This is a genomic window from Pseudonocardia sp. CA-107938 (assembly GCF_050936315.1).
Classification (GTDB): Bacteria; Actinomycetota; Actinomycetes; order Mycobacteriales; family Pseudonocardiaceae; genus Pseudonocardia.
In genome coordinates this window covers 558452-582046 of sequence record NZ_JBNJNA010000002.1, presented here as the reverse complement: position 1 = coordinate 582046, position 23595 = coordinate 558452, and the positions used below count along the sequence as shown (strand labels likewise).

The window sequence follows — 23595 nt, the reverse complement described above, 5'->3', positions numbered from 1 at the left end:
GCATCGGACGCCACCCTACCGTCGAAATACCGGATGTACTCCGACATATCGGATCGGATCGATGTGAGCGAGCTCCTCGCCAAGCACGGACTCCCCCGCACCGGCACCGGGCTGCCCGAGAGCCCGCTCCGGTTCGCCGACGGTGCGCAGTACCGCGTCGAGATCCCGAGCGTCGAGGGTCCCGCGACGATGGCGGCCGTGCTGGACGAGGCCGCCCGCCGCGGCGTGCACGTCGACCGCATCTCCCAGGGCAGCGGCGTGCTGCTCCTGACCGACGACGAGCTGGACCGCACCGCCGAGCTGGGCGCTGAGCACGGCATGGAGGTCAGCCTGTTCGCGCGGCCGCTCGCCGGCTGGGGCACCGGCTCGACGCACCTCACCCCCAGCGGCGCACCGGTCGGTGCGCAGGCCCGCGGGTCCGAGCAGCTCGCCGCCGTCCTCGCCGACGTGCAGCGCGCCGCCGACCACGGCATCCGCAGCGTCCTGCTCACCGACGTCGGCGTGCTGGACATCGCGAACCGGATGCGCCGCGACGGCGACCTGCCGGCGGGGATGGTGTTCAAGGCGAGCGTGCAGATGGGGCTCGCCAACCCCGCGTCGATCCGCGTCGCGGCGTCGCTGGGCGCGGACACCTACAACGTGCCGACCGACCTCACGCTCCCCCAGCTCGCCGACATCCGCGCCGCCGTCGACATCCCCCTCGACATCTACATCGAGTCCCCGGACGACCTCGGCGGCTACCTGCGCTACCACGAGATCGCCGAGATCGTGCGGGTCTGCGCGCCCGTGTACCTCAAGTTCGGGCTGCGCAACGCGCCGGCGCTCTACCCGAGCGGCACCCACCTGGAGGCGCTCAGCTGCCAGCTCGCCCGCGAACGGGTCCGCCGCGCCGAGATCGGCCTGGCCCACCTGCGGCGGGAGCTGCCCGACGCGCGACCGTCCACGGCGCCCGCGCCGGACCTCGCGGTGCCGGCGCCGGCGTAACGTCCTCAGCCCGTCGCACCGAGCCGGCGCGACAGCTCCGCCGCGCCGCGCCGCACCAGCGCCGTCCAGCCCGTCCAGCCCTCCGGGGTCTGCCGGGACGTGGGCACCGTGATGCTCATGGCCGCGATCCACCGGCCCGCCTCGTCCACCACGGGGGCGGCGACGCAGCCGGCGTCGAGGTTGGACTCCGAGCGCTCATGGGCGACCCCGTCGCGACGCACCTCGCGCAGCTGCTCGCGCAGGACCTCGCGCGACGTGATGCTGTTGCGGGTCAACGCCGGCAGCTCCGGCGGCAGCAGCTCGTCGAAGGCGGCGTCGGACAGCTGCGCCAGCAGCACCTTCCCGATGGCCGTGCAGTGCGCCGGCAGCCGCCTGCCGACGGCCGAGATCAGCCGCACGCCGTGCGTCGAGTCGATCTTCGCGATGTAGACGACGTCGGGCCCGTCGAGGACGCCGACCTGCACGGTCTCGTCGCACTCCGCGGCCACGACGCGGGCGACGGCCTCGGCCGCCGATCCGAGGTCGAGCCGATCCTTGTAGCGCGACCCCAGCTCCAGCAGCCGCGGGCCGAGCCGGAACCCGCCGCCGGCGCCCGTCGAGCGGTCCAGGTAGCCCCGCGCCACCAGCGTGGTCAGCAGCTCGTGCAGCGACGATCGCGGGATGCCCGAGCGCTCGGCGATCTCCTGGGCCGTCAGCTCCACCTGGTCGCCGAGGAACAGCTCCAGCACGTCGAAGGCCCGCACCACAGCGGGCACCAGCCTCGGCATGCGCGCAGCCTGCCACGAACAGTTGGAAGATCGTGGGAGGAAGGGTCACATCCCCGATCCCGGTCCTTACGGTGACCGGGTGCAGGTCCGCTACCTGGAGATCGCGAACAGGATCCGCCGGGAGATCCATCGCCGGCACCTGGCTCCGGGCACCCGGCTGCCGGTCGCCCGACAGCTGGCCGCCCAGTTCGGCGCGAACGAGAACACCGTCCTCCGCGCACTCCGGCTGCTGCGCAGCGAGGGGGTGCTCGACTTCGGGCGCGGCCGCGCGGTGACGGTCCGTCACCCGCTACCGGAGCAGCAGCTCGCGGCTCTCGAGGAGGTGCGGGCGGTGCTGACGAACGCGCTGCGCGCCGGCTCGTCCCGGCAGCACATCCTCGCGGTGCTGGACGAGGTCGCGCGCGCCCCGGATCGCCCGCCCGTGTGACAGGCAGCGCGAGGTGCCCTCGCGCTGCCTGCTCATGCGATCAGCAGATCTCGTGCGGGATGTTGCACGGCCCGCAGCGGGTGCCGTGGAGCTCGTCCCACAGCTCGTACATCATGACGCGCGTGCCGATCCCGTTCGAGACGCAGGCACAGCGCCGCTCGGTGCACTTCACTCCGGCGGCGGCAGTCGCCCGAGGGGCGAGCACCTCCAGCAATCGATCGCCCACCGTTCTCAGCAGTTTCATGGAACCTCCATCAGGTGATCACCGAGGGGACTCCAGCATATCGCGGGAAGCGCCAGAAGAATCGTCGTTTCCACCATTGTCGGACCGATTGTCCGGCCCCTGCGAAATGCTTGCGTTCGCATCGTCCTCGGCGTAGCCGGCGGCCTGCAGGCGGAACAGCTCGGCGTACACCCCGCCGGTGCGCAGCAGCTCGTCGTGCGTGCCCTCCTCCACGATCGCACCGCCGGAGAGCACGACGAGCCGGTCAGCGGCCCGCACCGCGGAGAGCCGGTGCGAGATCAGCACGCTGGTGCGTCCCCGCCGGTGCTCGCGCAGGCTCGTGTGCACCTCGTGCTCGGCCACCGCGTCGAGGCCGGAGCTGGGCTCGTCGAGGATGAGCAGGTCCTGGCCCTCCCGCACGAACGCCCTGGCCAGGGCCAGCCGTTGCCACTGCCCGCCCGAGAAGGCGACGCCCGTGGCGGGGTCGTCCGCGCCGTCCTCCGTGGTGAAGATCCGGGAGAGCATCGTGTCGTAGCCGCGGGGCAGTGCGTCGATCGTCGCGTGGATACCGCTCCGCCGGGCGGCCTCGGCGAGGCGCGGGCGGTCGTCGAGGGCGTCGACGTCACCGATCGCGATGTTCTCGGCCGCGGTCAGGTCGTAGTCCATGAAGTCCTGGAACACCGCGCCGATCCGCCTGCGCAGGGACGCGACGTCCAGCTCGCGGATGTCGATCCCGTCCCAGAGGATCGCGCCCTTCGTGGGGTCGTAGAACCGGCACAGCAGCTTGACCAGCGTGCTCTTGCCGGCGCCGTTGCGCCCGACGAGCGCGACGGCCTGCCCTGCCGGGATCAGCACGGTGACCCCGGACAGCACCCACGGGAGGTCGTCGGCGTAGCGGAACCACACGTCCCGCAGCTCGATCCCGTTCCGCAGCTCCGGCGCGGGCCGCGGGTCCGCGACCTCCTCCAGGTCCGGCTCTGCCGACACGACGTCGACGTAGTGCCCGAACATCAGCAGCTGCTGGTGCAGCCTCGCGATCGACGTCGCCACCGACGTCAGCGCTCCCTGCACGCCTGCCACCCCCGCGGCGAGCAGCATGACGTCGCCGGGCGTGATGGCGCCGCCGGCCGCGGTGACCACCGCCCACACCAGTCCGCCGCCCGCGACCCCGGCCGAGAGCGTGCTCAGCCCGCCCTGGGTGCGCAGGTCACGCAGGTCCATGCGCCGGCGGGCGACGTCGGCCGCCCGCCGTTCGGCCTGCATCCGCCCGCGCAGGAACGCGGCGGCGCCGAACAGCCGGATCTCCTTGGCCGCCTGGACGTCCAGCAGCAGCGACTCGAAGAACAGCTCGCGGCGCTCGACGGACCCGATGCTCCACATCATCGCGGCGCGCCGTCGCGACAGCCGCAGCTGCGCCACCAGCACCGGCACGGCCGCCGCCACGACCACCATCGCCATCACCGGGCTGATCAGCAGCAACGCCCCGACGAACCCGACGGACGTCAGCGCACCGCTGCCGATCGCCAGCGCCGAGCCGACGACGTCACCGGGCGACTGGCCTCCGCCCTGCTGCGCCATCCGCAGCCGGTCGAGGAACGCCGGGTCCTCGAACCGGGCCATCCCCTGCAACCGCCCGACCGCGGCGTAGAGCCGGTCCCGCGTCAGCACCGTGATGGCCCGGCCGGCCTCCTGCTCGAGGTGGTGCACCACCCGCGGCAGCAGCGCGAGCGCGAGTCCCGCCGCCATCAGGCCTGCGGCGAGGCCCAGCATCGCGGAGACCGCGGGCGAACCGGCCGTCAGACCGTCGACGATCGACTTGGTCAGCCACGCCGACAGCACGGGCAGCCCGGCGGCCACTGCGGCCAGCACCACCTGCGCGGCGACGTGGACCGGCGCCGCCTGCCAGGCGATCCGCCCGGCGGCGAAGGCGTGCGACATCTGGTGGATTCCCCCCGGAATGCGGAAAGACCGGAGCAACGACGATATCCAGGCCCACCGGACTGGCGTCAACGAGGAATTGTCGATGGAGCTAAGATAAATAGCGTCACGTCGAGATCCGGGAGTCCCGTGCGCCACCGCATCGTCCTGTCCGAACCCGCCGATGTCTTCCACGACGGCTTTCCCCTCGGGAACGGCCGGCTGGGCGCCATGATGCGCGGCCGCCCGGCCACCGAGATGATCGACCTCAACCTCGACGCGTTCTGGTCCGGCGGCCCCGACCAGGCCACGGACGCGCCGCCGCCCGAGCTGCCCGCCCTGCGGGCCGCCGTGCACGACGGCGCGTTCACGACTGCCGACGCGCTCGCCCGGCAGCTGCAGAGCCCCGGCTGGACGCAGGCCTACCAGCCGCTCGGCTCGCTGCTGTGGCACTACGGGCCTGCCGCGGACGGCTCCTACCAACGCGAACTGCACCTCGCCGACGCCGTCGCGACCACCTCCTACGGACCGGTCGAGCTGGCCGCGTTCGTCTCAGCGCCGGCCGGCGTGCTCGTCTGCACGGCCACCGCCGACGCGGAGCTGCCGCTCGCCCTGCCGCGGTTCCTGCACGTCCACCCGACCGCGGTGACGACCGAGCCGGGCTGGCTGGTCGCCACCGGTCGGGCGCCCGCCGTCGCGCTGCCGGACTACGTCGACCGCGAGCCGGCGGTCGTCTACGCCGACGACGAACCCGGTCCCGACGGCACGGTGCCGGCCGGGATGGGCTTCGCCGTCGTTGTGGCGGTGCAGCGCGTCGGGCCCGGCGAGGTGCGGATGATCGTGAGCGCCGAGTGCGGGCACCGCGGGTTCGACCAGCGGCCGAGCGCGGACGTCGACGCCCTCGCCGCGGTGGCGCGCGAACGCGTCGCCGCCGCCCTCGCGATCGGCACGGGGGAGCTGCGGGACGCCCACGTGCGGGACCACCGCGCCCTGTTCGACCGGGTGGACCTCGACCTCTCGCCCTCGTACCCGGTGGGGTCGGCCGACCCCGCTCGGGCCGAGCTGCTGTTCCACCACGGCCGCTACCTGCTCATCGCGTCGTCCCGGCCGGGCAGCCAGCCGGCCACCCTGCAGGGGATCTGGAACGCGGACCTGCGGCCGGGCTGGAGCTGCAACTACACGACCAACATCAACGTCGAGATGAACTACTGGCCGGCCGAGCCCACCGGCCTGCCCGAGCTGCACGAACCGCTCTTCGCGATGCTCCGGGAGCTGGTCGTCACCGGCGCGCGCACCGCGCAGCAGTTCTACGGCGCCGGTGGCTCGGCCGTGCACCACAACACCGATCTCTGGCGGTTCAGCGCCCCGGTCGACGGCGACCCGCAGTGGTCCAACTGGCCGTCGGGACTGCTGTGGCTCGCGGCGCACGTGTGGGATCACCTCGACCACGGGGCCCCGCCTGACTTCGCCACGACGACCGCGCTGCCCGTCCTGCGCGCCGCCACCGCGTTCGCCCTCGACATGCTGGTGCCGCACGCGGACGGGCGGCTGGTCGTGAGCCCGTCGACGTCACCGGAGCACCGGTTCCTCACGACCGACGGCAACGCTGCCGTCTCCGCCGGCTCGGCGATGGACCAGGAGCTCGTGCACGAGGTGCTGAGCCGGTTCGGCGCGCTCGCCCAGCTCGGCGACGCGGCGGACGCCGCGCTCGCGCCGCGGGCCGCGGACGCGCTCGCCGCGCTGCGTCCCGTCGCCATCGGCACCGGCGGTGACCTGCTCGAGTGGGCCGACGAGCGGGCGCCGCTGGAACCGGGCCACCGCCACGTCTCCCACCTCTACGGCCTCTATCCCGGCACGCGGATCTCCGAGACCGGCACCCCCGACGAGTTCGAGGCGGTGCGCCGCGCGCTGCGCATCAGGCTCGACAACGGCAGCGGCTACACCGGCTGGAGCCAGGCGTGGATCCTGTGCCTGGCCGCGCGGCTGCGTGACGCGGAGCTGGCCGAGCGGTCGCTCGCCGTGCTGCTGGACGACCTGTCGTCGGCGTCGCTGCTCGACCTGCACCCGGCGGACTACCGACCGGAGAAGGCGCTGTTCCAGATCGACGGCAACTTCGGCGCCACCGCCGGCATCGCCGAGCTGCTCGTGCAGAGCCACGACGGGGTGCTCGCCCTCCTGCGGGCGCTCCCGCCGAGCTGGCCGGCCGGTCGCGTCCGCGGGATCCGGTGCCGCGGCGGCCACCGCGTCGACGTCGAGTGGCGCGACGGCGTCGTCGTCGACGCCACCGTGGTCGCAGGCGCGGACGGGGAGCTCACTGTGGAGGTCCCCGCCGGCACCCCGCCGCTGCGGGGCGGACGCGCGACGGCCGCCGGGCCCGGTGGCCGACCGCGCCTGACGTGGACGGCCACCGCGGGCACGACCTACCGGCTCAGCGCGGCGACTCCCTAGTGGAGCGCGACCTCCGCCGCATCCTGGCGGTGCAGGGCCTGCGCGCGTTCGGGTACGGGTTCGGCAGCGTGCTGCTCGGCACCGCGCTCGCGACGGCCGGCCTCTCCACCGCCGTCGTGGGGGCGGTGTTCTCGGCCATGCTCGCCGGGACGGCGGTGTCCGCGCTGCTGGTGGGCCGGTTCGGGGACCGTTTCGGGCGGCGGCGCAGCTACGTCGCGCTGCTGCTGGTCATGGCCGTCGCGGCGGCAGTGTTCGCCCTCACCGACCGGGTGCCGCTGCTGCTGCTCGCCGCGCTGACGGGCACGTTGTCGACCGACCCGAACGAGTCCGGGCCGATCACCACTCTGGAACAGGCCATGATCGGCGGCTCTTCGGCCCGCGTCCGCGTGTTCGGCCACTACAACGCCGTCGCCTACCTCGCCGGGTCGTTCGGCGCGTTGCTCGCCGGCGGCCCCGCTGCACTCCGTGCGGTGTGGCCGGGTGTTCCCGCCGATCAGCGGTGGCTGCTCGTGCTGTCCGCGGCGGCGATCCTGGCCGCCCTGGTCGCCTCCCGACTCGGCCAGGCCGTCGAACCGCCGCCCGATCACGGATCCAGCGGGCGCCTGGTCCGCTCCCGCAGCACGGTGCGCCGGCTGGCCGCACTCTTCGCCGTGGACGCGTTCGCGGGCGGCTTCGTCGTCCAGGCCTTCCTGGTGTTCTGGTTCACCCGCTACTTCGAGGCCACCCCGCAGCTCATGGGTGTCGTGTTCTTCGCCGCCGGGTTGCTGCAGGCCGCGTCGAGCGTGGTGGCGAGCCGGCTGGGCGAGCGGTTCGGGCTGCTCCAGACCATGGTGTTCACGCACGCGCCCGCGAACCTGCTGCTCGCCGCCGTCCCGCTCGCCCCGACCCTCCCGATCGCCCTCGCCCTGCTCCTGGCCCGGGCCGCGCTCTCCCAGATGGACGTCCCGGCCCGCCAGGCCTACGTCGCCACCATCGTCGATCCGGCAGAACGCACCCCGGCCGCCGCGTACACGAACATCGCCCGCTACGCGGCGCGAGCCGGCGCACCCCTCGTCAGCGCTGTGCTGTTGCAGAGTTCCTGGATCGGACTGCCCTTCGTCGTCGCCGGTGTGGTGCGGCTCGGTTACGACGCCGTTCTGTACGGGCTGTTTCGCGAGGAGTCAGCGACACGTCGGTGACGGTGAGCTCAATCTGCGCCTGGCGCGCCGTACCTGACTGGGAACTCTGTCTGATTGCCGTCGCTTGCATTGCGGGGCGTGGCCGACTGGCCGTGGTCCCGATTTCCCGCAGATGGTTGTGGAACTCGCACAAGCCCCGGCCGTTGTCGAAAGTCGTGCGGCCACCGTCGCGCCACCGCTCGATGTGATCGATGTGGCGGATCGGGGCATCGCAGAACGGGGCGGTGCACCGGCCCCCGTCGCGGATCTTGATCAGCTCGGCCAGGACCCCGGTGAAGCAGCGCTGCACCGAGTCGCCGCCGATGATCGCCCCGTCCCGGGTGAACAACCGTCGCCACGTCTTGCGGCCCGCGCCGGTGCGCAGGATGTCGGCCGGGACGGGACCGTAGCCGGGGACCTCCGCGGGCAGTGCGCTGTCGGGGTCGAGCAGGTCCTCGACCCGGACCACGATGTTCACCTGCATGTCGACGTCCTCGGCCTGGGCCTGACCGGTGAGCCGTTCGACCAGGGTGTCGGCCATGATCTCGCCCCGCCCCCGCAGCACCGGCTCCGGCTTGACCCACACGTCGTTGACCGCCTTGCGCAACGCGGCGTAGCAGGCCACGGCCTGTTCCACCGGCAGGTGCGCGGTCAGATCCGCCATGCCAGGCTCGGTGGAAGGCCGCACCGACACCCGCCGCCCGGACCGGGCGCGCCGGCAGCGCTCGGCAAACTTCTCCGGCGCCACCTCCGCCGCCAACTTCCGGGCGAGATCGTGGATCCGCCGGACGCTCAAGGTCTCGACAGCACGCTCGGCGAGCTGTTCATCGACCCAGGACCGCTCCTCGGGGTCGAGGTGCGACCCGGCGCCGGTGATGAAGGCGACCTTCTGCTCGTTGAGCAGTCCGGCCGCGAACAGGGCCCGCACCCGGGAGTGCCCGGCATGCAGATCCCGAGCGATCCGCACCCGCTTCCCACCCTCGACAGCTGACACGCGGCAAGCCTGACCGACCTGCTCGGCAACAACCCGCTGCACATCATCAGGGTCAACCACACCGGCATCGATCTGCTGCGCCGCGACCGCCCGCCCCAGCGCAAGAATCGCCGCGGCCTGCTGTGCGGCGAGAGCATTCTTCTGCTCTTCGAGCCGCGCAACAGCGTCAGCGAGCTGCGCAACCAAGACGGACGTGGACATGCCTGTATCCTACCGAAAACAGGCGCGCCAAACAAGTGTTCGAAATCGGCACCATGGCCAGTTGCCCACGCAAGCAAAGCGAGGAGAGGCAGTCAGACAGAGTTCCGAGTCGGGTACGGCCGCCAGGCCGACCACATTTTTCGTTTGAAAACCCGGGCAGCGCCAGAACCACAAGGAGCACCCCAACCGCGCTACCCCGCTCGTGCGAACAACACCGGGGACTACAAACCGAAGACCAGGAGAGCGAAGGGGTAGTTCAGGAGGCCCAACGACCGCGATCACAACGGACTGCCGAGAGCTACCCTCAACCACGTGAGCGACGTCGAGCTGAGACACCTCACAACGATGGCCGCCATCGTCGACGAGGGCACGTTCGGCCGCGCCGGCCAGCGCCTCGGCTACACCCAGTCGTCCATCAGCCAGCAGATCGCGGCGCTGGAGAAGGCCGTGGGCGGCCCGGTGTTCGAACGCCCGGGCGGACCGAGACCCGTCCGCATCACCCCGCTCGGCGCGGTCGTCCTCGAGCACGGACGCGAGTTGCTCGCGAAGGCGGCGGAGCTGGCCGACGCCGTCGACCGGTTCAAGGCGGGCGACGGCCGGATCGACGTCGGCACGTTCCAGAGCGTGTCCACGGTGATCCTGCCCGCGCTCATGCGGCGGCTGCGCGAGGAGCACCCGACGTGCGAGATCCGGCTGGCCGACGCCCCGGCGGCGGACCCGCAGATCGACGGTCTGGACCTGCTGTTCTACGACCGGGTCGTCGACGGCGACGTCGAGCACATCACGCTGCTCGACGACCCGTACCTGCTGGTGACGCGCCCGGGCGAGCTGCCGGACGGTCCCGTCGCGCAGGCGGAGCTCGACGGCCGCCCGATCGTGGGCTGCCACCTGGCGTGCGACCAGGCGTGGATGGATCCGGTGCTGGCCCATTCCGGTGCGCGGCCGCGGATCGTCTTCCGCACGCCGGGCAACGAGACCATCCTGTCGATGGTGCGGGCGGGTCTCGGTTGGACGGTGCTGCCGTGGCTCGCCCTCTACGGGTCGAACGCGCAGTCCGACGAAAGACTCTCCATCCACGCGCTGGAGCCGGCGCCGAGCCGGGGCATCCACCTGCACTGGCCGGCCACGTCGTCGCAGTCGCCCTTGGCGGCACGGGCGGTGGAGATCGCCGTCGAGACGGCGGCGGAGGTCACGGCGAAGCTGGCCGAATTGACCGGGGAGCGGGGGAAGACCCTTCCCGCCATGTTCAACGTATAGCGCACCCCGGGGCTTGCGGCAAGACCCCGGTCGTCCCTCACCATTGCCGATCGTAAATCCGGCTGACGGACGACGGCGGCCTCTCTGGGCCGCCAGGCAGGGACGATCCATGACGCAAGACACCGCTCCGACGACGACTGCGGACGCGCGACCCGCGCCCGAGAAGCTCGACCGGAGGATCCTCGCGATCGGCGGGGTGATCGTGCTCGGCGCGATCATGGCGATGCTCGACATCACCGTGGTCAACGTCGCGCTCGACCGCCTGATCACCGAGTTCGACACCACCCTCGCCACGATGCAGTGGGTGGCGACCGGCTACACGCTGGCGCTCGCCACCGTCATCCCGCTGTCCGGTTGGGCCGCCGACCGGTTCGGCACCAAGCGGGTCTACCTCACCGCGATCGTGCTGTTCGTCGTCGGCTCGGCGCTGGCCGGCTGCGCGTGGTCGGCCGGATCGCTGATCGGGTTCCGCGTTCTGCAGGGCCTCGGCGGCGGCATGCTGCTGCCGCTGAGCACGACGATCCTGGTCGGCGCGGCCGGGCCGGCGCGGATCGGCCGGCTGATGGCCGTCCTCGGCATCGCGATGCAGCTCGGCCCGATCGTCGGGCCGGTGCTGGGTGGCTGGCTGGTCGACGGGGTGTCGTGGCGGGCGATCTTCTTCGTGAACGTCCCGGTCGGGATCCTGACGCTGGCGCTGGGCGCGCGCATCCTGCCAGCGGACGAGCCGCGCCCGGCGGCGAAGCTCGACGTGCTCGGTCTGCTCCTGCTCTCCCCCGGTCTGGCCGCGCTGATCTACGGGCTCGCGCAGGTGCCCGCGCACGAGGGCTTCGGGCATCCCCAGGTGTTCCTGCCCGCCGGCGCGGGCGCCGTGCTGATCGCCGTGTTCCTGTGGCATGCCGCGCGCATCCCGCACGCCCTGATCAACCTGAAGCTGTTCCGCGACCGCGGGTTCTCGGTCGCCACGATCACGATGGTGCTGTTCATGGTGTCGGTCTTCGGGTCGCTGCTGCTGTTCCCGCTGTACTTCCAGCAGGTGCGCGGGGAGAGCGCCCTGGAGGCGGGGCTGCTGTTCGTGCCGCAGGGCATCGGCGTGATGCTCGTGATGCCGATCGCCGGCCGGCTGGTCGACCGCGGTCACGCGGCGCGGATCGTCCCGCTGGGCATCCTGGTGACGATCGGCGTGGCAGCGGCGCTCACGCAGCTCACCGACACCACGCCGTACTGGGTGATCTCCGTGGCACTGTTCGTGCTGGGCGCCGCGATGGGCCTGGTCGGGATGCCGAACATGTCGATCGCGCTGAAGACGCTGAAGCCGGTCGACATCGCCCGCGGCTCGACGAGCCTGACGATCATCCAGCAGAGCGCTGCCGCTATCGGCACCGCGACGCTGTCGGTGGTGCTCACCCACCAGATCGCGAGCCGGCTCACGGCGGTCGGGGCGGCACCGGTGGCGCCGCGCGACCCGGGCCCGCTGGCCGCGCCGCTGGCCGCCGCCTACGCGTCGACGTTCGGCTGGGCACTGGTGCTGCTCGTGCTGGCGCTGGTGTCGGCGCTGTTCCTACCCCGCAAGCCCGCGGCGTGACCCGGTTTCCACGAACACCCGCACGTCCCACGCCTCGAGCACGAGCGACTGCTCCGCCGGCTGCACCTTGTCGCCGAGCACGTCGCGCAGCTCCACCGGGGCGGTCACCGTCGTCGTCTCCCACGCCCAGTTGTGGACGACGTGGACGCGCCGCCCGTCGGTCGCGGTCGCGGTGGTGACCGTGACGCTCGCGGGCACCTGCTGCCAGCCGTGCCGCGGGTTCGGGACCAGCCAGCGGCTCAGCTCGGCGGCCAGCTCCTGGTTCGGCACCGTGCCGACGCAGGTGACGCGGCCGGCGCCGTGCTCGCGCGTCGTGATGGCGGGCCAGCGACCGAAGTGGGGGTGCTCGTAGCGCGTCAGCACCTCGGCGCCGGCCGCGTTCAGGCCGTCGACCCAGCGGGTCGCCGTCGCCGCAGCCCCGATGCGCAACGGGGAACCGTCGACGGCGTGCACCGGCAGCTCGCCGGAGATGTTGGAGAACTCGTCGTACCAGACGCCGGCGGGCTCGGCGAGCCGCCCGGGGGCGCGCTCGGCCCGCGCCCGGCCCTCGTGGTCGCCGTACCCGGTGCGCGGGCCGAGCACGAGGTGCCCGCCGGCCTCGGCGTAGGCGACGAGGTGGTCGAGCGTGACGTCGTCGACGACGTAGAGACCGGCCGCGACGAGCACGGGGTGCCGCGCGGCCAGCTCGGCCGGCTCGACGTCGAGGAGCTGGCGGGCGTGCACGATCCGCACCTGCAGCCCGGCGTCGAACGCGCCGCGGTAGAACGGGTCGGCGATGCCGTGGTACGCGTTGTCGTCCGGGCCGCCGTCCGGGTCGGCCAGCGGCGGGTACTTCTGCATCAGCCACCGGCTGGGCAGCGAGTGCACCACCGCAACGTCGGCGTCCGGGACGAGCCCGGCGACGAGCTCGCCCGCCGTCTCCAGCTCGGCGCCGAGCTGCGCGATCTCCCGGTAGGTCCGGCCCGGCCGGCCGCTGTGCGGAAGCACGCCGCCCCAGTACGTCTCGGTGCCGAAGTGCAGCGTGTGCCAGTGCCAGTACTCGATCATGCGGGCACCGCGGGCCACCAGCGCCCACGCCGCCTGCCGCCACTGCCCGTCGTAGGCGGGCCGGTTCGACCACGGACCACCGATGCTCGACGCGTTGGTCTCCGTGACGAGGAACGGCTCCTGCCGGGACGAGTACATGCGGTCCGCGCTGTGGTAGAGCGCCCAGGTGCCGGTGGTCGTCCAGTCCTGCACCGCCGTGCGGCGGTCGGGCAGTGCGAGCGCGTCCTGCATGCCGTAGTACGGGTTGCCCGCGGTGACGTCGAGGGCGTCGGTGAGCTCGTCGTCCTCGACGGCGGGGCGGTTGTAGGAGATGCAGGTCGTCACGAACTGCTCCGGCCGCGCGTACTCCCGGACGATCCCGGCCTGCCAGGCGATGAACTCGGTGGTCTGGCGGGCCTGGAAGCGCCGCCATGCCACGTCGTACTGGGGTTGGACGTTGCCGTCGGGCGTCCACAGGTCCGCCCAGGTGGAGAGCCGGTGCGACCAGTAGACGAGGCCCCACTCCCGGTTGAGCGTCTCGACGTCGCCGTAGGTGCGGCGCAGGTCGTCGACGAACCGCTGGAAGACCCCGCGGTTGTGCAGCAGCTCGTTGCCCGGCTCGTTGTCGACCTGGAAGCCGATCACGGCGGGGTGGTCGGCGTAGCGGGCGACGATCGCGCGGATCACGCGTTCGGCGTGGAACCGGAACGCGGGGTGGGTGAAGTCGACCTCCTGCCGCGCGCCCCACGGAATGGGCCGGCCGGTACCGCGTTCACCCGCGATCTCGGGGTGCAGCCGGACGAGCCACGGCGGGACGGCGTAGGTGGGCGTGCCGAGCACGACGGCGATGCCGCGCTCGTGCGCGCCGTCCAGCACGGGCTGCAGCCAGTCGAGCTCGAACTGCCCGTCCTCCGGCTCCCACGTCGACCACACGGACTCGCCGACGCGGATGACCGAGAACCGGGCCTCGACCATCAGGTCGAGGTCGGTCGTCAACCGGTCGTAGGGCTGGTACTCGTGGTAGTAGGCAGCGCCCAAGAGCACACGGGCAGGCAGTGCCGGCACGGATGGTCCTTTCACTCCTTGACCCCGCCCGCCGTGAGCCCCGACTGCCAGTAGCGCTGCAGCATGAGGAACGCGGCGATGAGCGGGATGATCGACATCAACGAGCCCGTGACGACGAGCGCCAGGAGCTGCGCGGTGCCGCCGCCACCCCCGACCGCCTGCGACGACCACGCCGAGAGCCCGACCGTGATCGGGTAGAGGTTCGGGTCGTTCAGCATGATCAGCGGCAGGAAGTAGTTGTTCCACGTCGCCACGAGGGTGAACAGCAGCACCGTGACGATGCCCGGGGCGAGGCTGCGCAGCACCACCTGGAAGAAGATCCGCAGCTCCCCCGCCCCGTCGATCCGGGCGGCCTCCAGGATGCTGTCGGACACGGCGTCCTGGGCGTAGACGCGCATGAGGTAGAGCCCGAACGGGCTGACCAGGCTCGGCAGGATGATCGCCCACACCGTGTTGGCCAGACCCACCTTGCTGAACAGCAGGTACGTCGGGATGGCGAGCGCGGTCGTGGGCACCATGATCGAGCCGAGGACGATGCCGAAGAGCGCGTCGTTGCCGCGGAAGCGGTACTTCGCGAACCCGTAGCCGCCCATCGCGCACAGCAGCGCCGCTCCCCCGGCGCTGACCACGGAGTACAGGACGGTGTTGGCGAGCCACTTCGTGAAGACGCCGCCGTCGTAGGTGAACAGCTCGCCGATGTTGGAGAACAGCGAGAAGTCCGGCGCCAGCCACAGGCCGAACGTGGAGAACAGGTCACCCGTCGTCTTCGTCGAGGCGACGACCAGCCAGAACAGCGGGATCAGGAAGTAGATCAGCAGGGCCAGCATGGCCAGGGTGAGCAGGTTGCTGCGCCGGGGACGCGCGCGGCGGGCCGGCGCCGGGACGTCCGGGATGGCGGGTGCGTCGAGGAGGGTCGCGCTCATGACCGGCGTCCTCCTCGCCGGGAGACGAACAGCACCGCGGACGACACGACGACGATCACCAGCCCGAGCAGGAAGGACACGGCCGCGGCGTAGTTCACCTCCTGGCCGGTGAACGCGAGCGTGTAGGCGTAGAGGTTCGGCGTGTACGCGCCGTCGATCACGCTGGGCGCGAGCCGCTGCAGCAGCTGCGGCTCCGCGAACAGCTGGAAGCTCCCGATCACGGAGAAGATCAGGCACAGCATCAGCGCCGGCCGGATCGCGGGGACCTTGATGCTCCACGCGATCCGCCACGCCCCGGCACCGTCGACGGCAGCCGCCTCGTACAGCTCCGTCGGGATCGTCCGCAGCGCGGCGTACAGGATGATCATGTTGTATCCGGTGAACTCCCAGGTGACGATGTTCGACATCGAGCCGAGCATCGCGCTGGGGGCGAGGAAGTCCGGCGGCGCGCCGCCCGTCGCCTCGGCGAGCTGGGCGAACGGCCCGAAGTCGCGGCCGTACAGGTAGCCCCACATCAGCGTGGCGACCACGGCCGGCACGGCGTACGGCACGAAGATCCCGAGCCGGAACACCTTCGCCGCCCGCAGCAGCCCGCTGTCGACGGCCAGCGCCGCGAGCAGCGCCAGCAGGAGCATGACCGGCACCTGCAGCAGGAAGAACTTCCCGACGTTCACCACGCCGGCGACCAGCCGTTCGTCGCTCAGTGCTCGGACGTAGTTGTCGAGGCCCGCGAAGGTGACGCCGCCGATCAGCCGTTCCCGGAACAGGCTGAGGTAGCCGGCGTAGCCGAGCGGGAGCAGGAACAGGGCGACGAAGACGACGAGGAACGGCGCGACGAACAGGTACCCGGCTCTGGCCCGCGGAGTGGCGGTCATGGCGTCGCGACCGTGAAGCCCTGGTTCTTGGCGTAGTCGACGATGCGCTGCTGCCAGGAGTCCAGCGCCGCGCCGACGTCGCCCTTGTCGGCGAACGACTTGCCGACGGTCTCGTCCCAGTCGGTGACGGCCTGGTCGAGGAACGGCGGCCACTGGAACTTGGTGTCCACGGTGTCGCTGACCTCGGCGAACATCTGGTTCACGGTCTGGCCGCCGTAGAAGTCCGGCTTCTGCTGGGTGAAGGACGGGTCGGCGAGCAGCGCCTTCGTCGCGGGGAAGAGGAACTGCTCGGTGGCGAACGCCTTCGTCGAGGCCGGGTCGGTGTTGAGGAACTCGGCGAACTTGGCCGCGGCGATCGGGTTCTTCGTGCCGGCGACGACGGCGCTGGTCGAGCCGCCCCAGTTGCCGGACGCAGGCTTGCTCGCGTCCCACTGCGGCAGCGGGGCCGCCCGCCACAGCCCGGACGTCGAGCCGGCGCTGCCGGACAGGAACACCGGCCCCCACGCCGCGGTGAGCCACGTGGCGTACTTGCCCTGGGCGAGGCCCTGGTACCAGGAGTCGGTGAAGTCCGGGTCGGTGGAGACGGACCCGTCGGCGATCAGGCCCTGCCAGTACTTCCCGAGGTCCTTCGAGCGCGGGTCGTTGACGGCGACCTTCACCGAGTCCGGCGCGGTGGCCTCGAACGGCTTGATGCCGGCCTGCCAGAGCAGGCCCATCCAGGCGCCGTTCTGGTTGTTGGCGAGGTTCGTCATCGCGATCTTCGGGTCGGCGGCGTGCAGCTTCTTCGCGGCCTGCGCGAACTCGTCCCACGTCGTCGGCGGCGTGATGCCGTGCGCGTCGAAGATGTCCTTGCGGTAGAGCATGCCCATGGGGCCGGTGTCCTGCGGGTACGCCCACACCTCGCCGTTGGCTCCGACGACCTGGCCCCACGTCCAGTCGACGAACTTGTCCTTCAGCCCCTCCGCGCCGTACGGGCGCAGGTCGACGAGGCTCTTCGTGATCGAGAACGTCGGGATGTACTGGAACTCGATCTGCGCGACGTCGGGGGCGCCGGTGCCGGCCTTCAGCGCGGTCCGCAGCTTGGTGTACTGCGGTTCGCCCTGGCCGGCGTTCACGACGTTGATCTTGATCGCCGGGTACTTCTGCTGGAAGAGGGCGACCTCCTTCTCGATCTTGGGCACCCAGGTCCAGAACGTGAGCTCGGTCGGGGTCTGCATGGCCTTGTCGATCTCGGCCTGCGTGACGGCCGCGGGCGCAGCCGGGTTCGCGCCACTGCTCGCGCCCCCGCCGCACGCGGCGAGCACCGTGCCGACGGCGAGGGCGGATGCGGCGGCCAGCAGCCGTCGCCGGGAAAATGTGGACGTCATCGTGCGCACTCCCTTTCCAGAAGCAGAAAAGTGGCCTATCGGGGCGGCGCCGTCGAGGAACGCACGACGAGCCGGCACTGCGGTGGTGTGACGTCCGGGGCCGGGTCGTCCGGACGTTCGAGGACCTGGACGAGCGCCGCGATGCCGGCCTGCACGATCTCGTCGAACGGCTGGAGCACGGTCGTCAGCGGCGGGTTCAGGTAGGCGGCGATCGGGATGTCGTCGAAGCCGACGACGCTCACGTCGTCGGGGACGGCGCGGCCGGCCTCGACCATGGCCCGGATGACCCCGATGGCCATGTCGTCGTTGCCGGCGAACACCGCGGTGACGGCCGGGTCGGCGGCCAGCGCGCGGCCGGCCGCGTAGCCCGACGCCACCGACCAGTCGCCCGCGAGGACCGCAGGCTCCACCGCGCCCCCAGCACGCAACGCCTGGCGCCAGCCGTCGACGCGCTCGCGCGCGGAGAACCACGGCTGCGGACCGGCCACGTGGTGGACCGTGCGGTGCCCGAGCGACAGCAGGTGCTCGGTGGCCTCGTACGCCGGGGGCGTGCCGATGCCGCCGAGGCTGGTGATCACGTGCGGGGCTGTCACCCCGGGCGCCGGCCCGAGCGCGAGCACCGGGACCTGCAGCGCGACCTCCACCGGCCCCTCGTCGATCGGCTCGGAGAGGACGATCGCGTCCACGCCCTGCTCGAGGAGGGTGTCGATGGCGCCGGCGATCCCGCCCGGATCGCCGCTGGTGGTGTTGACGATGCTGACTGCGTAACCGGTGCGCCGCGCCGCCCGCTCCAGCGCGACCAGCTCCGTCGCGGGCCCGTAGAGCGCGCTGCCCAGCGACACGACCCCGATGCAGTTGCTCCGCCCGGACGTGAGGGCGCGCGCGGCGTTGTTGCGCCGGTAGCCGAGCTGCTGCGCGGCCTGCAGCACCCGCTGCCGCACCTCGTCCGTGACGTGCGGCTCGTCGTTCATGACCCGCGACACGGTCTTCTGCGACACCCCGGCGAGGCGAGCCACGTCGGTGCTCCCCGGCGGCCGGCGGCGGGTACCGGGCTCGGACGTGCGCGCCATCGGTGGCTCCTGTCGGTCCGACTACGTAGTCAAGGCGGCAAATGTCTACGTAGTCAAAGATCGAGTCAACGGCCGTTACCGAACCGTGACCCGGGCGGGTGCGGCTGGGGCTGGTTGCGGTGATCAAGGGCAAAAGGTCGTCAGACGATCTTGAACAGCGACATTTTGCCCTTGATCACGGACGAGCCGGGCGGCCGACGACGGGCCCGGCCGACAACGCGCGCGAGCGGCACACCAGCGCTGTTCCAGCCGGCCAGAACTACCGTGGTCTGCCGCACGCGCGAGCCATCACCGGAAGAGCGGAGGCCCCACCGGAGGGAAGGCCGGGGTCCGGGGCGGAGCCCCGGGGACCCGAGCCGCGCGGAACAACACAACGAACGGGAGAACGAGAACCGTCACCGACCAGGCGGGGGCGCCACGCTGGACCGGACCACGAGGCTGGGCACCACGAGCCGCCCCTCGACGGACTCCGAGCCGTCGATGCGCTCGATGAGGAGGGCGAGGCTCTCGCGGGCGACGGCGTCGAAGTCCTGCCGGACGGTGGTGAGCGGGGGGATGAAGTGGGCGGCTTCCGGCACGTCGTCGAAGCCGACGATGCTGACGTCGTCGGGGACGCGGCGGCCGTGTTCGTGCAGGGCGTGCAGCACGCCGACGGCCATGGCGTCGTTGGCGACGAACACGGCGGTGACCTCGGGCATGCGGCCGAGGAGCTGGCCGGCGCGGTAGCCGGAGTCGGCGGTCCAGTCGCCGTCGATGACGGGGGGCGGGTCGATGCCGCGGGCGCGGAGCTCGGCCTGCCACCCGGTGACGCGGCCGGCGGCGTCGAACCAGTCGGGTGGCCCGGAGACGTGCCAGACGGTGCCGTGGCCGGCGTCGAGCAGGTGCGCGGTGGCGAGGCGTGCGCCGGTGACCTGGTCGACGGTGGCGCTGGACCCGGCCCGCGAGGGGTGCCCGTCGACGGCGACGAGGGGGAGGTCGTCGGGGAGGTCGTCGAGGGCGTCCGCGGCGGCCGCGAGCGGCGCGATGACGATCAGGCCCGCGACCCGCTGGTCGAGCAGGCCGCCCACGGCCTCGCGGACGACGGACGTGGTGAACGTCCGCAGCCGCGTGACGGTGACCGTGAACCCCTCCAGCGCCGACTGCTCCTCGAACGCCGCGAGCAGCGACGCAGGGCCGTAGAGGGTGGAGCGGGGGGCGACCACGCCGATGGACCGGTAGCTGCCGGTGACCAGGGCGCGGGCGGCCCGGTTGGGCCGGTACCCGAGTTCCGCGATGGCGGAGCGCACCCGTTGCCGGGTGGTGTCGCGAACGTTGGGATGGTCGTTGAGGACGCGCGAGACGGTCTGGTGCGACACGCCCGCGAGCCGAGCGACGTCGAGGATCGACGGGTCCCGCACGAGTTTCGGCACCGCATCGTCTCCTCACCGGCTCCGTGTCGACCCACCGTATCCGACGGATCGCGGCGCGCGTGTTGAGAGCGATCACTACAACGTGGTCGCCCGATGCGGGGGCACAGTACTGCAGAAATCGCTGTGCGCGACACCCTTGACGCGATCGAATGTTCACGTTCACACTACGCCGCACATCAGCCGCGCCCGGCTACTCCACCGGAGGAACCACCCGATGTCGACGACGACACTCCCGAGCTCCACTCGGCGCCGATTCCTGGCCCGAGCCGCTACCGCAGCCGTGCTCGCGACCGCACTGGCCGCCTGCGGATCGGGCGGCGGCAGCGCCCCCGCCGCCGGCGGATCCGGTGGCGGAGACAAGCTCACGATGGGCTTCGCGCAGGTCGGCGCGGAGAGCGGTTGGCGCACCGCCAACACGAAGTCGATCCAGGAGTCGGCCGCCAAGGCGGGGGTCGACCTGAAGTTCTCCGACGCGCAGCAGAAGCAGGAGAACCAGATCAAGGCGATCCGCTCCTACATCCAGCAGAAGGTCGACATCATCGCCTTCTCCCCCGTCGTCGAGACGGGCTGGGACGCGGTGCTGCTGGAGGCCAAGCGCGCCAACATCCCGGTGATCCTCACCGACCGCGCGATCGACTCGCCCGACACCAGCCTCTACAAGACCTTCCTCGGTTCGGACTTCACCGTCGAGGGCAAGAAGGCCGGCGAGTGGCTGGTGCAGAAGTACCAGGGCAAGACCGACCCGGTCGCGATCGTGGAGCTGCAGGGCACCACCGGCGCCGCGCCGGCGATCGACCGCAAGGAGGGCTTCGCCGAGGCCACGAAGGTCGCGCCGAACCTGAAGGTCGTCGCCTCGCAGACCGGTGACTTCACGCGCTCCGGCGGCAAGCAGGTCATGGAGGCGTTCCTGAAGTCGCAGCCGAAGATCGACGTCGTCTACGCGCACAACGACGACATGGCGCTGGGTGCCATCGAGGCGATCGAGGCCGCCGGCAAGGTGCCGGGCAAGGACATCACGATCATCTCGGTCGACGCCGTCAAGGACGGCATGACCGCGCTGGCCGCCGGCAAGATCAACTACATCGTCGAGTGCAACCCCCTGCTCGGCCCGCAGCTGATGGACCTCGCGAAGAAGGTCAAGGCCGGCCAGGAGGTGCCGAAGCGCGTGCTCACCGAGGAGACGACCTTCGACCAGGCGAAGGCTGCCGAGGCCCTGCCCAGCCGGCAGTACTGAGCCATGACCGCCCCACAGAACCCTCCGATCGTGGAGATGCGTGGCATCGAGATCGGCTTCCCCGGGGTCAAGGCGCTCGACGGCGTCGACTTCCGGTTGCTGCCCGGCGAGGTGCACGCCCTCATGGGTGAGAACGGGGCGGGCAAGTCCACCCTGATCAAGGCTCTGACCGGCGTGTACTCGATCGACGCCGGAACGGTCGTCGTCGGCGGGCGCGATGCGGTGTTCGCCGCGCCCGCCGACGCCCAGGCAGCTGGGATCGCGACCGTGTACCAGGAGGTCAACCTCTGCCCCAACCTCACGGTGGCGGAGAACATCCTGCTCGGCCGCGAGCCGCGGCGCGCCGGGCGGATCGACCGGAAGACGATGCGGCGACGCACCCGCGAGCTGCTGGCGTCGCTGCACCTCGACCTCGATCCCGACTCGCTGCTGGGTGACCACCCGCTGGCCACCCAGCAGCTCGTCGCGATCGCGCGGGCCGTCGACGTCGACGCGGCGGTGCTCGTCCTGGACGAGCCGACGTCGAGCCTCGACGCCCGCGAGGTCGAGGAGCTGTTCCGCGTGGTCCGCGACCTGCGCGACCGCGGGGTGGCGGTGCTGTTCGTCTCGCACTTCCTCGAGCAGGTCTACGCGATCGCGGACCGGGCGACGATCCTGCGCAACGGCCGGCTCGTCGGCGAGTACAGGATCGCCGAGCTGCCGCGCGTGGAGATGGTCGCCAAGATGATCGGCCGCGAGCTGGCCGAGCTGGAGGACCTCGACCGTGCTCCGGCCGCGCCGGTCGAGGGCGAGGCGCCCCTGCTCGCCGCGACGGGTGTCGGCCGCACCGGGGCGATCGCCCCGGCCGACCTCGCCGTGCGACCCGGCGAGGTCGTCGGGCTGGCCGGGCTGCTCGGCTCGGGCCGCACCGAGCTGGTGCGGCTGCTGTTCGGGGCCGACCGCGCCGACTCCGGCGAGATCGTCGTCGACGGGCAGGCGGTGGCCCTGCGCACCCCGCTCCCGGCCATCGCCCGTGGCATCGCCTACTGCGCCGAGGACCGCAAGGCCGACGGCATCGTCGGCGACCTGACCGTGCGGGAGAACCTCGTGCTGGCCCTGCAGGCCCGGCGCGGCTGGGCGCGGCGGATCCCCCGCCGCACGGCCGACGCGCTGGTCGAGAAGTGGATCGCGGCGCTGGACATCCGCCCGGCCGATCCCGACGCGCTCATCCGCAACCTGTCCGGCGGCAACCAACAGAAGTGCCTGCTGGCCCGCTGGCTGATCACCGAACCGCGGCTGCTGATCCTCGACGAACCCACCCGCGGCATCGACATCGGCGCGAAGACGCAGATCCAGAAGCTCGTTGCGGACCTGTCCGGCGACGGCATGGGCGTCGTGTTCGTCTCCGCCGAACTGGAGGAGGTCCTGCGGTTGTCCGACCGTGTCGCCGTGCTGCGCGACCGGCACAAGATCGCCGAGCTGACCCGCGACGAGGCCTCCACCGGCCGCGTCATGGAGCTGATCGCGAGCGGAGGCGGCAGCGATGCGTAAGGCCCTGCAGGCGCCACTGGTCCGCCCGGTGGTGGCGCTGCTGGCGCTCCTGCTGCTGAACCTGCTGCTCAACCCCGGGTTCTTCGCGCTGCGCGTCGACGATGGGCACCTCTACGGCAGCGTCATCGACGTACTGAAGAACGGCGCGCCCACCGCGCTGATCGCGCTCGGCATGACGCTGGTCGTCGCGACGCGGGGCATCGACCTCTCCGTCGGCGCCACCGTCGCCATCGCCGGATCCGTGGCCTGCTCGTGGATCGCCGGCTCCCCCGACCCCACCGCTCCCGGCGCCGCCGTCACCGGCGCCCTGGTCGCCCTCGGGCTCGCGCTCCTGCTGGGCGCCTGGAACGGCCTGCTCGTCTCGGTCTTCGGCATCCAGCCGATCATCGCGACGCTGGTGCTGATGACGGCCGGTCGCGGGATCGCCCAGCTCATCACGGACGGGCAGATCATCACCGTGAGCAACCCGCTGTTCGGCGAGCTCGGCGGCGGCTATCTGATCGGCCTGCCGGTCGCCGTGGTGTTGACGGCGCTCGTGTTCGCCGTCGTCGCGCTGGTCGTGCGGCGCACGGCGCTGGGCATGCTGATCGAGGCGGTCGGCATCAACCCGGCCGCGAGCCGGCTCGCCGGTGTGCGCGCCCGCGGGATCATCTGGGGCGGCTACGTTTTCACCGCGCTGTGCGCGGGTGCGGCCGGCCTGCTGATCAGCTCGAACGTCACCGCCGCCGACGCCAACAACGCCGGGCTGTGGATCGAGCTGGACGCGATCCTGGCCGTCGTCGTGGGCGGCACGCTGCTGTCGGGCGGCCGGTTCTCGATCAGCGGCACGCTGGTCGGCGCGCTGATCCTGCAGACGCTCACCACCACCGTCTACACGATGGGCATCCCGCCCGAGGTGACGCTGGTGTTCAAGGCGGCCGTGATCATCGTCGTCTGCCTGGCGCAGTCGCCCAAGATCCGCGCGCTGCGCCGGCGGCAGGCCCCACCACCGACATCCGGTCCGACGCCGGCGGCTGCCCCGGCTCTCGAGAAGGCGGACGTGCGATGACCGCGAGTTGCCCGCACCCGTACGGCGAGTTGCCCCGATCGGGACGGCGAGTTGCCCGGATCGCGACGGCGAGTTGCGGATCTCGGGAGTC

19 protein-coding genes and 1 pseudogene are annotated in these 23595 nt (G+C 71.8%); 9 read left to right on the top strand and 11 right to left on the bottom strand.

The window, feature by feature from the left end:
• Positions 1 to 63 precede the first annotated feature (63 nt).
• A complete protein-coding gene (locus tag ACQEVB_RS35675; protein ID WP_432982441.1) occupies positions 64 to 984 on the top strand; it encodes a U32 family peptidase in 921 nt (306 codons plus the stop codon).
• A 5-nt stretch (positions 985 to 989) separates the two neighbouring features.
• On the opposite strand, the gene ACQEVB_RS35670 is transcribed toward ACQEVB_RS35675, so the two are convergent.
• On the bottom strand, positions 990 to 1751 hold the full coding sequence (locus tag ACQEVB_RS35670; protein WP_432982438.1) for an IclR family transcriptional regulator: 762 nt from the start codon (positions 1749 to 1751) through the stop codon (positions 990 to 992).
• A gap of 79 nt (positions 1752 to 1830) precedes the next feature.
• On the opposite strand from ACQEVB_RS35670, the gene ACQEVB_RS35665 reads away from it, so the two are divergent.
• Entirely contained in the window at positions 1831 to 2178 is a 348-nt protein-coding gene (locus ACQEVB_RS35665; RefSeq protein WP_432982435.1) for a GntR family transcriptional regulator, read from the top strand.
• Between the two features lie 40 nt (positions 2179 to 2218).
• On the opposite strand, the gene ACQEVB_RS35660 is transcribed toward ACQEVB_RS35665, so the two are convergent.
• On the bottom strand, positions 2219 to 2422 hold the full coding sequence (locus tag ACQEVB_RS35660) for a hypothetical protein (protein WP_432982432.1): 204 nt from the start codon (positions 2420 to 2422) through the stop codon (positions 2219 to 2221).
• An 18-nt stretch (positions 2423 to 2440) separates the two neighbouring features.
• Positions 2441 to 4339, bottom strand: coding sequence for an ABC transporter ATP-binding protein (locus ACQEVB_RS35655; RefSeq protein ID WP_432982429.1), 1899 nt, complete (start codon positions 4337 to 4339; stop codon positions 2441 to 2443).
• A gap of 129 nt (positions 4340 to 4468) precedes the next feature.
• On the opposite strand from ACQEVB_RS35655, the gene ACQEVB_RS35650 reads away from it, so the two are divergent.
• A complete protein-coding gene (locus ACQEVB_RS35650; RefSeq protein ID WP_432982426.1) occupies positions 4469 to 6766 on the top strand; it encodes a glycosyl hydrolase family 95 catalytic domain-containing protein in 2298 nt (765 codons plus the stop codon).
• Positions 6715 to 7467, top strand: a pseudogene (locus ACQEVB_RS35645) (MFS transporter); the annotation flags it as partial. The gene ACQEVB_RS35650 and the pseudogene ACQEVB_RS35645, both read left to right, overlap by 52 nt.
• Before the next feature lie 352 nt (positions 7468 to 7819).
• On the opposite strand, the gene ACQEVB_RS35640 reads toward ACQEVB_RS35645, so the two are convergent.
• Positions 7820 to 9118: a DUF222 domain-containing protein gene (locus tag ACQEVB_RS35640; protein WP_432982423.1), complete on the bottom strand. Its 1299-nt coding sequence runs from the start codon at positions 9116 to 9118 to the stop codon at positions 7820 to 7822.
• A 312-nt stretch (positions 9119 to 9430) separates the two neighbouring features.
• Here ACQEVB_RS35640 and ACQEVB_RS35635 point away from each other — a divergent pair, with 312 nt between their 5' ends.
• Together ACQEVB_RS35635 and ACQEVB_RS35630 are read left to right on the top strand one after the other, a co-directional pair.
• Positions 9431 to 10375: a LysR family transcriptional regulator gene (locus ACQEVB_RS35635; protein ID WP_432982420.1), complete on the top strand. Its 945-nt coding sequence runs from the start codon at positions 9431 to 9433 to the stop codon at positions 10373 to 10375.
• Positions 10376 to 10484: 109 nt separating this feature from the next.
• Positions 10485 to 11957, top strand: a complete 1473-nt coding sequence (locus ACQEVB_RS35630; protein ID WP_432982417.1) for a DHA2 family efflux MFS transporter permease subunit — start codon at positions 10485 to 10487, stop codon at positions 11955 to 11957.
• Here the strand turns inward: ACQEVB_RS35630 and ACQEVB_RS35625 are convergent.
• The 7 genes from ACQEVB_RS35625 to ACQEVB_RS35595 all read right to left on the bottom strand — a co-directional run bounded on the left by ACQEVB_RS35625 (position 11934) and on the right by ACQEVB_RS35595 (position 19692).
• Positions 11934 to 14048 (bottom strand): beta-galactosidase, encoded by a 2115-nt coding sequence (locus ACQEVB_RS35625; protein ID WP_432982414.1) that lies wholly within the window; start codon positions 14046 to 14048, stop codon positions 11934 to 11936. The genes ACQEVB_RS35630 and ACQEVB_RS35625 overlap by 24 nt on opposite strands.
• A gap of 11 nt (positions 14049 to 14059) precedes the next feature.
• Entirely contained in the window at positions 14060 to 14875 is an 816-nt protein-coding gene (locus ACQEVB_RS35620; protein WP_432985475.1) for a carbohydrate ABC transporter permease, read from the bottom strand.
• 92 nt (positions 14876 to 14967) lie between these two features.
• Positions 14968 to 15846 (bottom strand): carbohydrate ABC transporter permease, encoded by an 879-nt coding sequence (locus ACQEVB_RS35615; protein ID WP_432982411.1) that lies wholly within the window; start codon positions 15844 to 15846, stop codon positions 14968 to 14970.
• Complete coding sequence (locus tag ACQEVB_RS35610) at positions 15843 to 17213, bottom strand: ABC transporter substrate-binding protein (RefSeq protein ID WP_432982408.1); 1371 nt, start codon at positions 17211 to 17213, stop codon at positions 15843 to 15845. The genes ACQEVB_RS35615 and ACQEVB_RS35610 overlap by 4 nt, the downstream gene beginning before the upstream one ends.
• 35 nt (positions 17214 to 17248) lie before the next feature.
• Positions 17249 to 18283, bottom strand: coding sequence for a LacI family DNA-binding transcriptional regulator (locus tag ACQEVB_RS35605; RefSeq protein ID WP_432982405.1), 1035 nt, complete (start codon positions 18281 to 18283; stop codon positions 17249 to 17251).
• A gap of 140 nt (positions 18284 to 18423) precedes the next feature.
• The gene (locus ACQEVB_RS35600) at positions 18424 to 18561 is read right to left on the bottom strand and encodes a hypothetical protein (protein ID WP_432982402.1); all 138 of its coding nucleotides are present in this window, start codon (positions 18559 to 18561) and stop codon (positions 18424 to 18426) included.
• 117 nt (positions 18562 to 18678) lie between these two features.
• Entirely contained in the window at positions 18679 to 19692 is a 1014-nt protein-coding gene (locus ACQEVB_RS35595; protein WP_432982399.1) for a LacI family DNA-binding transcriptional regulator, read from the bottom strand.
• 214 nt (positions 19693 to 19906) lie between these two features.
• Between ACQEVB_RS35595 and ACQEVB_RS35590 the strand changes: the two genes are divergently transcribed.
• From ACQEVB_RS35590 to ACQEVB_RS35580, 3 genes are read left to right on the top strand one after another with little or no spacing between them, the layout of a single operon-like run.
• A complete protein-coding gene (locus ACQEVB_RS35590; protein ID WP_432982396.1) occupies positions 19907 to 20926 on the top strand; it encodes an ABC transporter substrate-binding protein in 1020 nt (339 codons plus the stop codon).
• A gap of 36 nt (positions 20927 to 20962) precedes the next feature.
• A complete protein-coding gene (locus tag ACQEVB_RS35585) occupies positions 20963 to 22456 on the top strand; it encodes a sugar ABC transporter ATP-binding protein (RefSeq protein WP_432985472.1) in 1494 nt (497 codons plus the stop codon).
• Positions 22449 to 23504 carry an ABC transporter permease gene (locus ACQEVB_RS35580; protein ID WP_432982393.1) on the top strand — a complete coding sequence of 352 codons (1056 nt, stop codon included), beginning with the start codon at positions 22449 to 22451 and terminating at the stop codon, positions 23502 to 23504. Before ACQEVB_RS35585 ends, ACQEVB_RS35580 begins: the two co-directional genes overlap by 8 nt.
• Positions 23505 to 23595 lie beyond the last annotated feature (91 nt).

Excerpts from the sequence above, each read along its gene's own strand:
- ACQEVB_RS35655 (WP_432982429.1), bottom strand. The coding sequence starts at position 4,339 with ATGTCGCACGCCTTCGCCGCCGGGCGGATCGCCTGGCAGGCGGCGCCG.
- ACQEVB_RS35580 (WP_432982393.1), top strand. The coding sequence starts at position 22,449 with ATGCGTAAGGCCCTGCAGGCGCCACTGGTCCGCCCGGTGGTGGCGCTG.
- ACQEVB_RS35610 (WP_432982408.1), bottom strand. The coding sequence starts at position 17,213 with ATGACGTCCACATTTTCCCGGCGACGGCTGCTGGCCGCCGCATCCGCC.
- ACQEVB_RS35590 (WP_432982396.1), top strand. The coding sequence starts at position 19,907 with ATGTCGACGACGACACTCCCGAGCTCCACTCGGCGCCGATTCCTGGCC.
- ACQEVB_RS35670 (WP_432982438.1), bottom strand. The coding sequence starts at position 1,751 with ATGCCGAGGCTGGTGCCCGCTGTGGTGCGGGCCTTCGACGTGCTGGAG.
- ACQEVB_RS35640 (WP_432982423.1), bottom strand. The coding sequence starts at position 9,118 with ATGTCCACGTCCGTCTTGGTTGCGCAGCTCGCTGACGCTGTTGCGCGG.
- ACQEVB_RS35660 (WP_432982432.1), bottom strand. The coding sequence starts at position 2,422 with ATGAAACTGCTGAGAACGGTGGGCGATCGATTGCTGGAGGTGCTCGCC.
- ACQEVB_RS35615 (WP_432982411.1), bottom strand. The coding sequence starts at position 15,846 with ATGACCGCCACTCCGCGGGCCAGAGCCGGGTACCTGTTCGTCGCGCCG.
- ACQEVB_RS35630 (WP_432982417.1), top strand. The coding sequence starts at position 10,485 with ATGACGCAAGACACCGCTCCGACGACGACTGCGGACGCGCGACCCGCG.
- ACQEVB_RS35620 (WP_432985475.1), bottom strand. The coding sequence starts at position 14,875 with ATGCTGGCCCTGCTGATCTACTTCCTGATCCCGCTGTTCTGGCTGGTC.
- ACQEVB_RS35605 (WP_432982405.1), bottom strand. The coding sequence starts at position 18,283 with ATGGCGCGCACGTCCGAGCCCGGTACCCGCCGCCGGCCGCCGGGGAGC.
- ACQEVB_RS35585 (WP_432985472.1), top strand. The coding sequence starts at position 20,963 with ATGCGTGGCATCGAGATCGGCTTCCCCGGGGTCAAGGCGCTCGACGGC.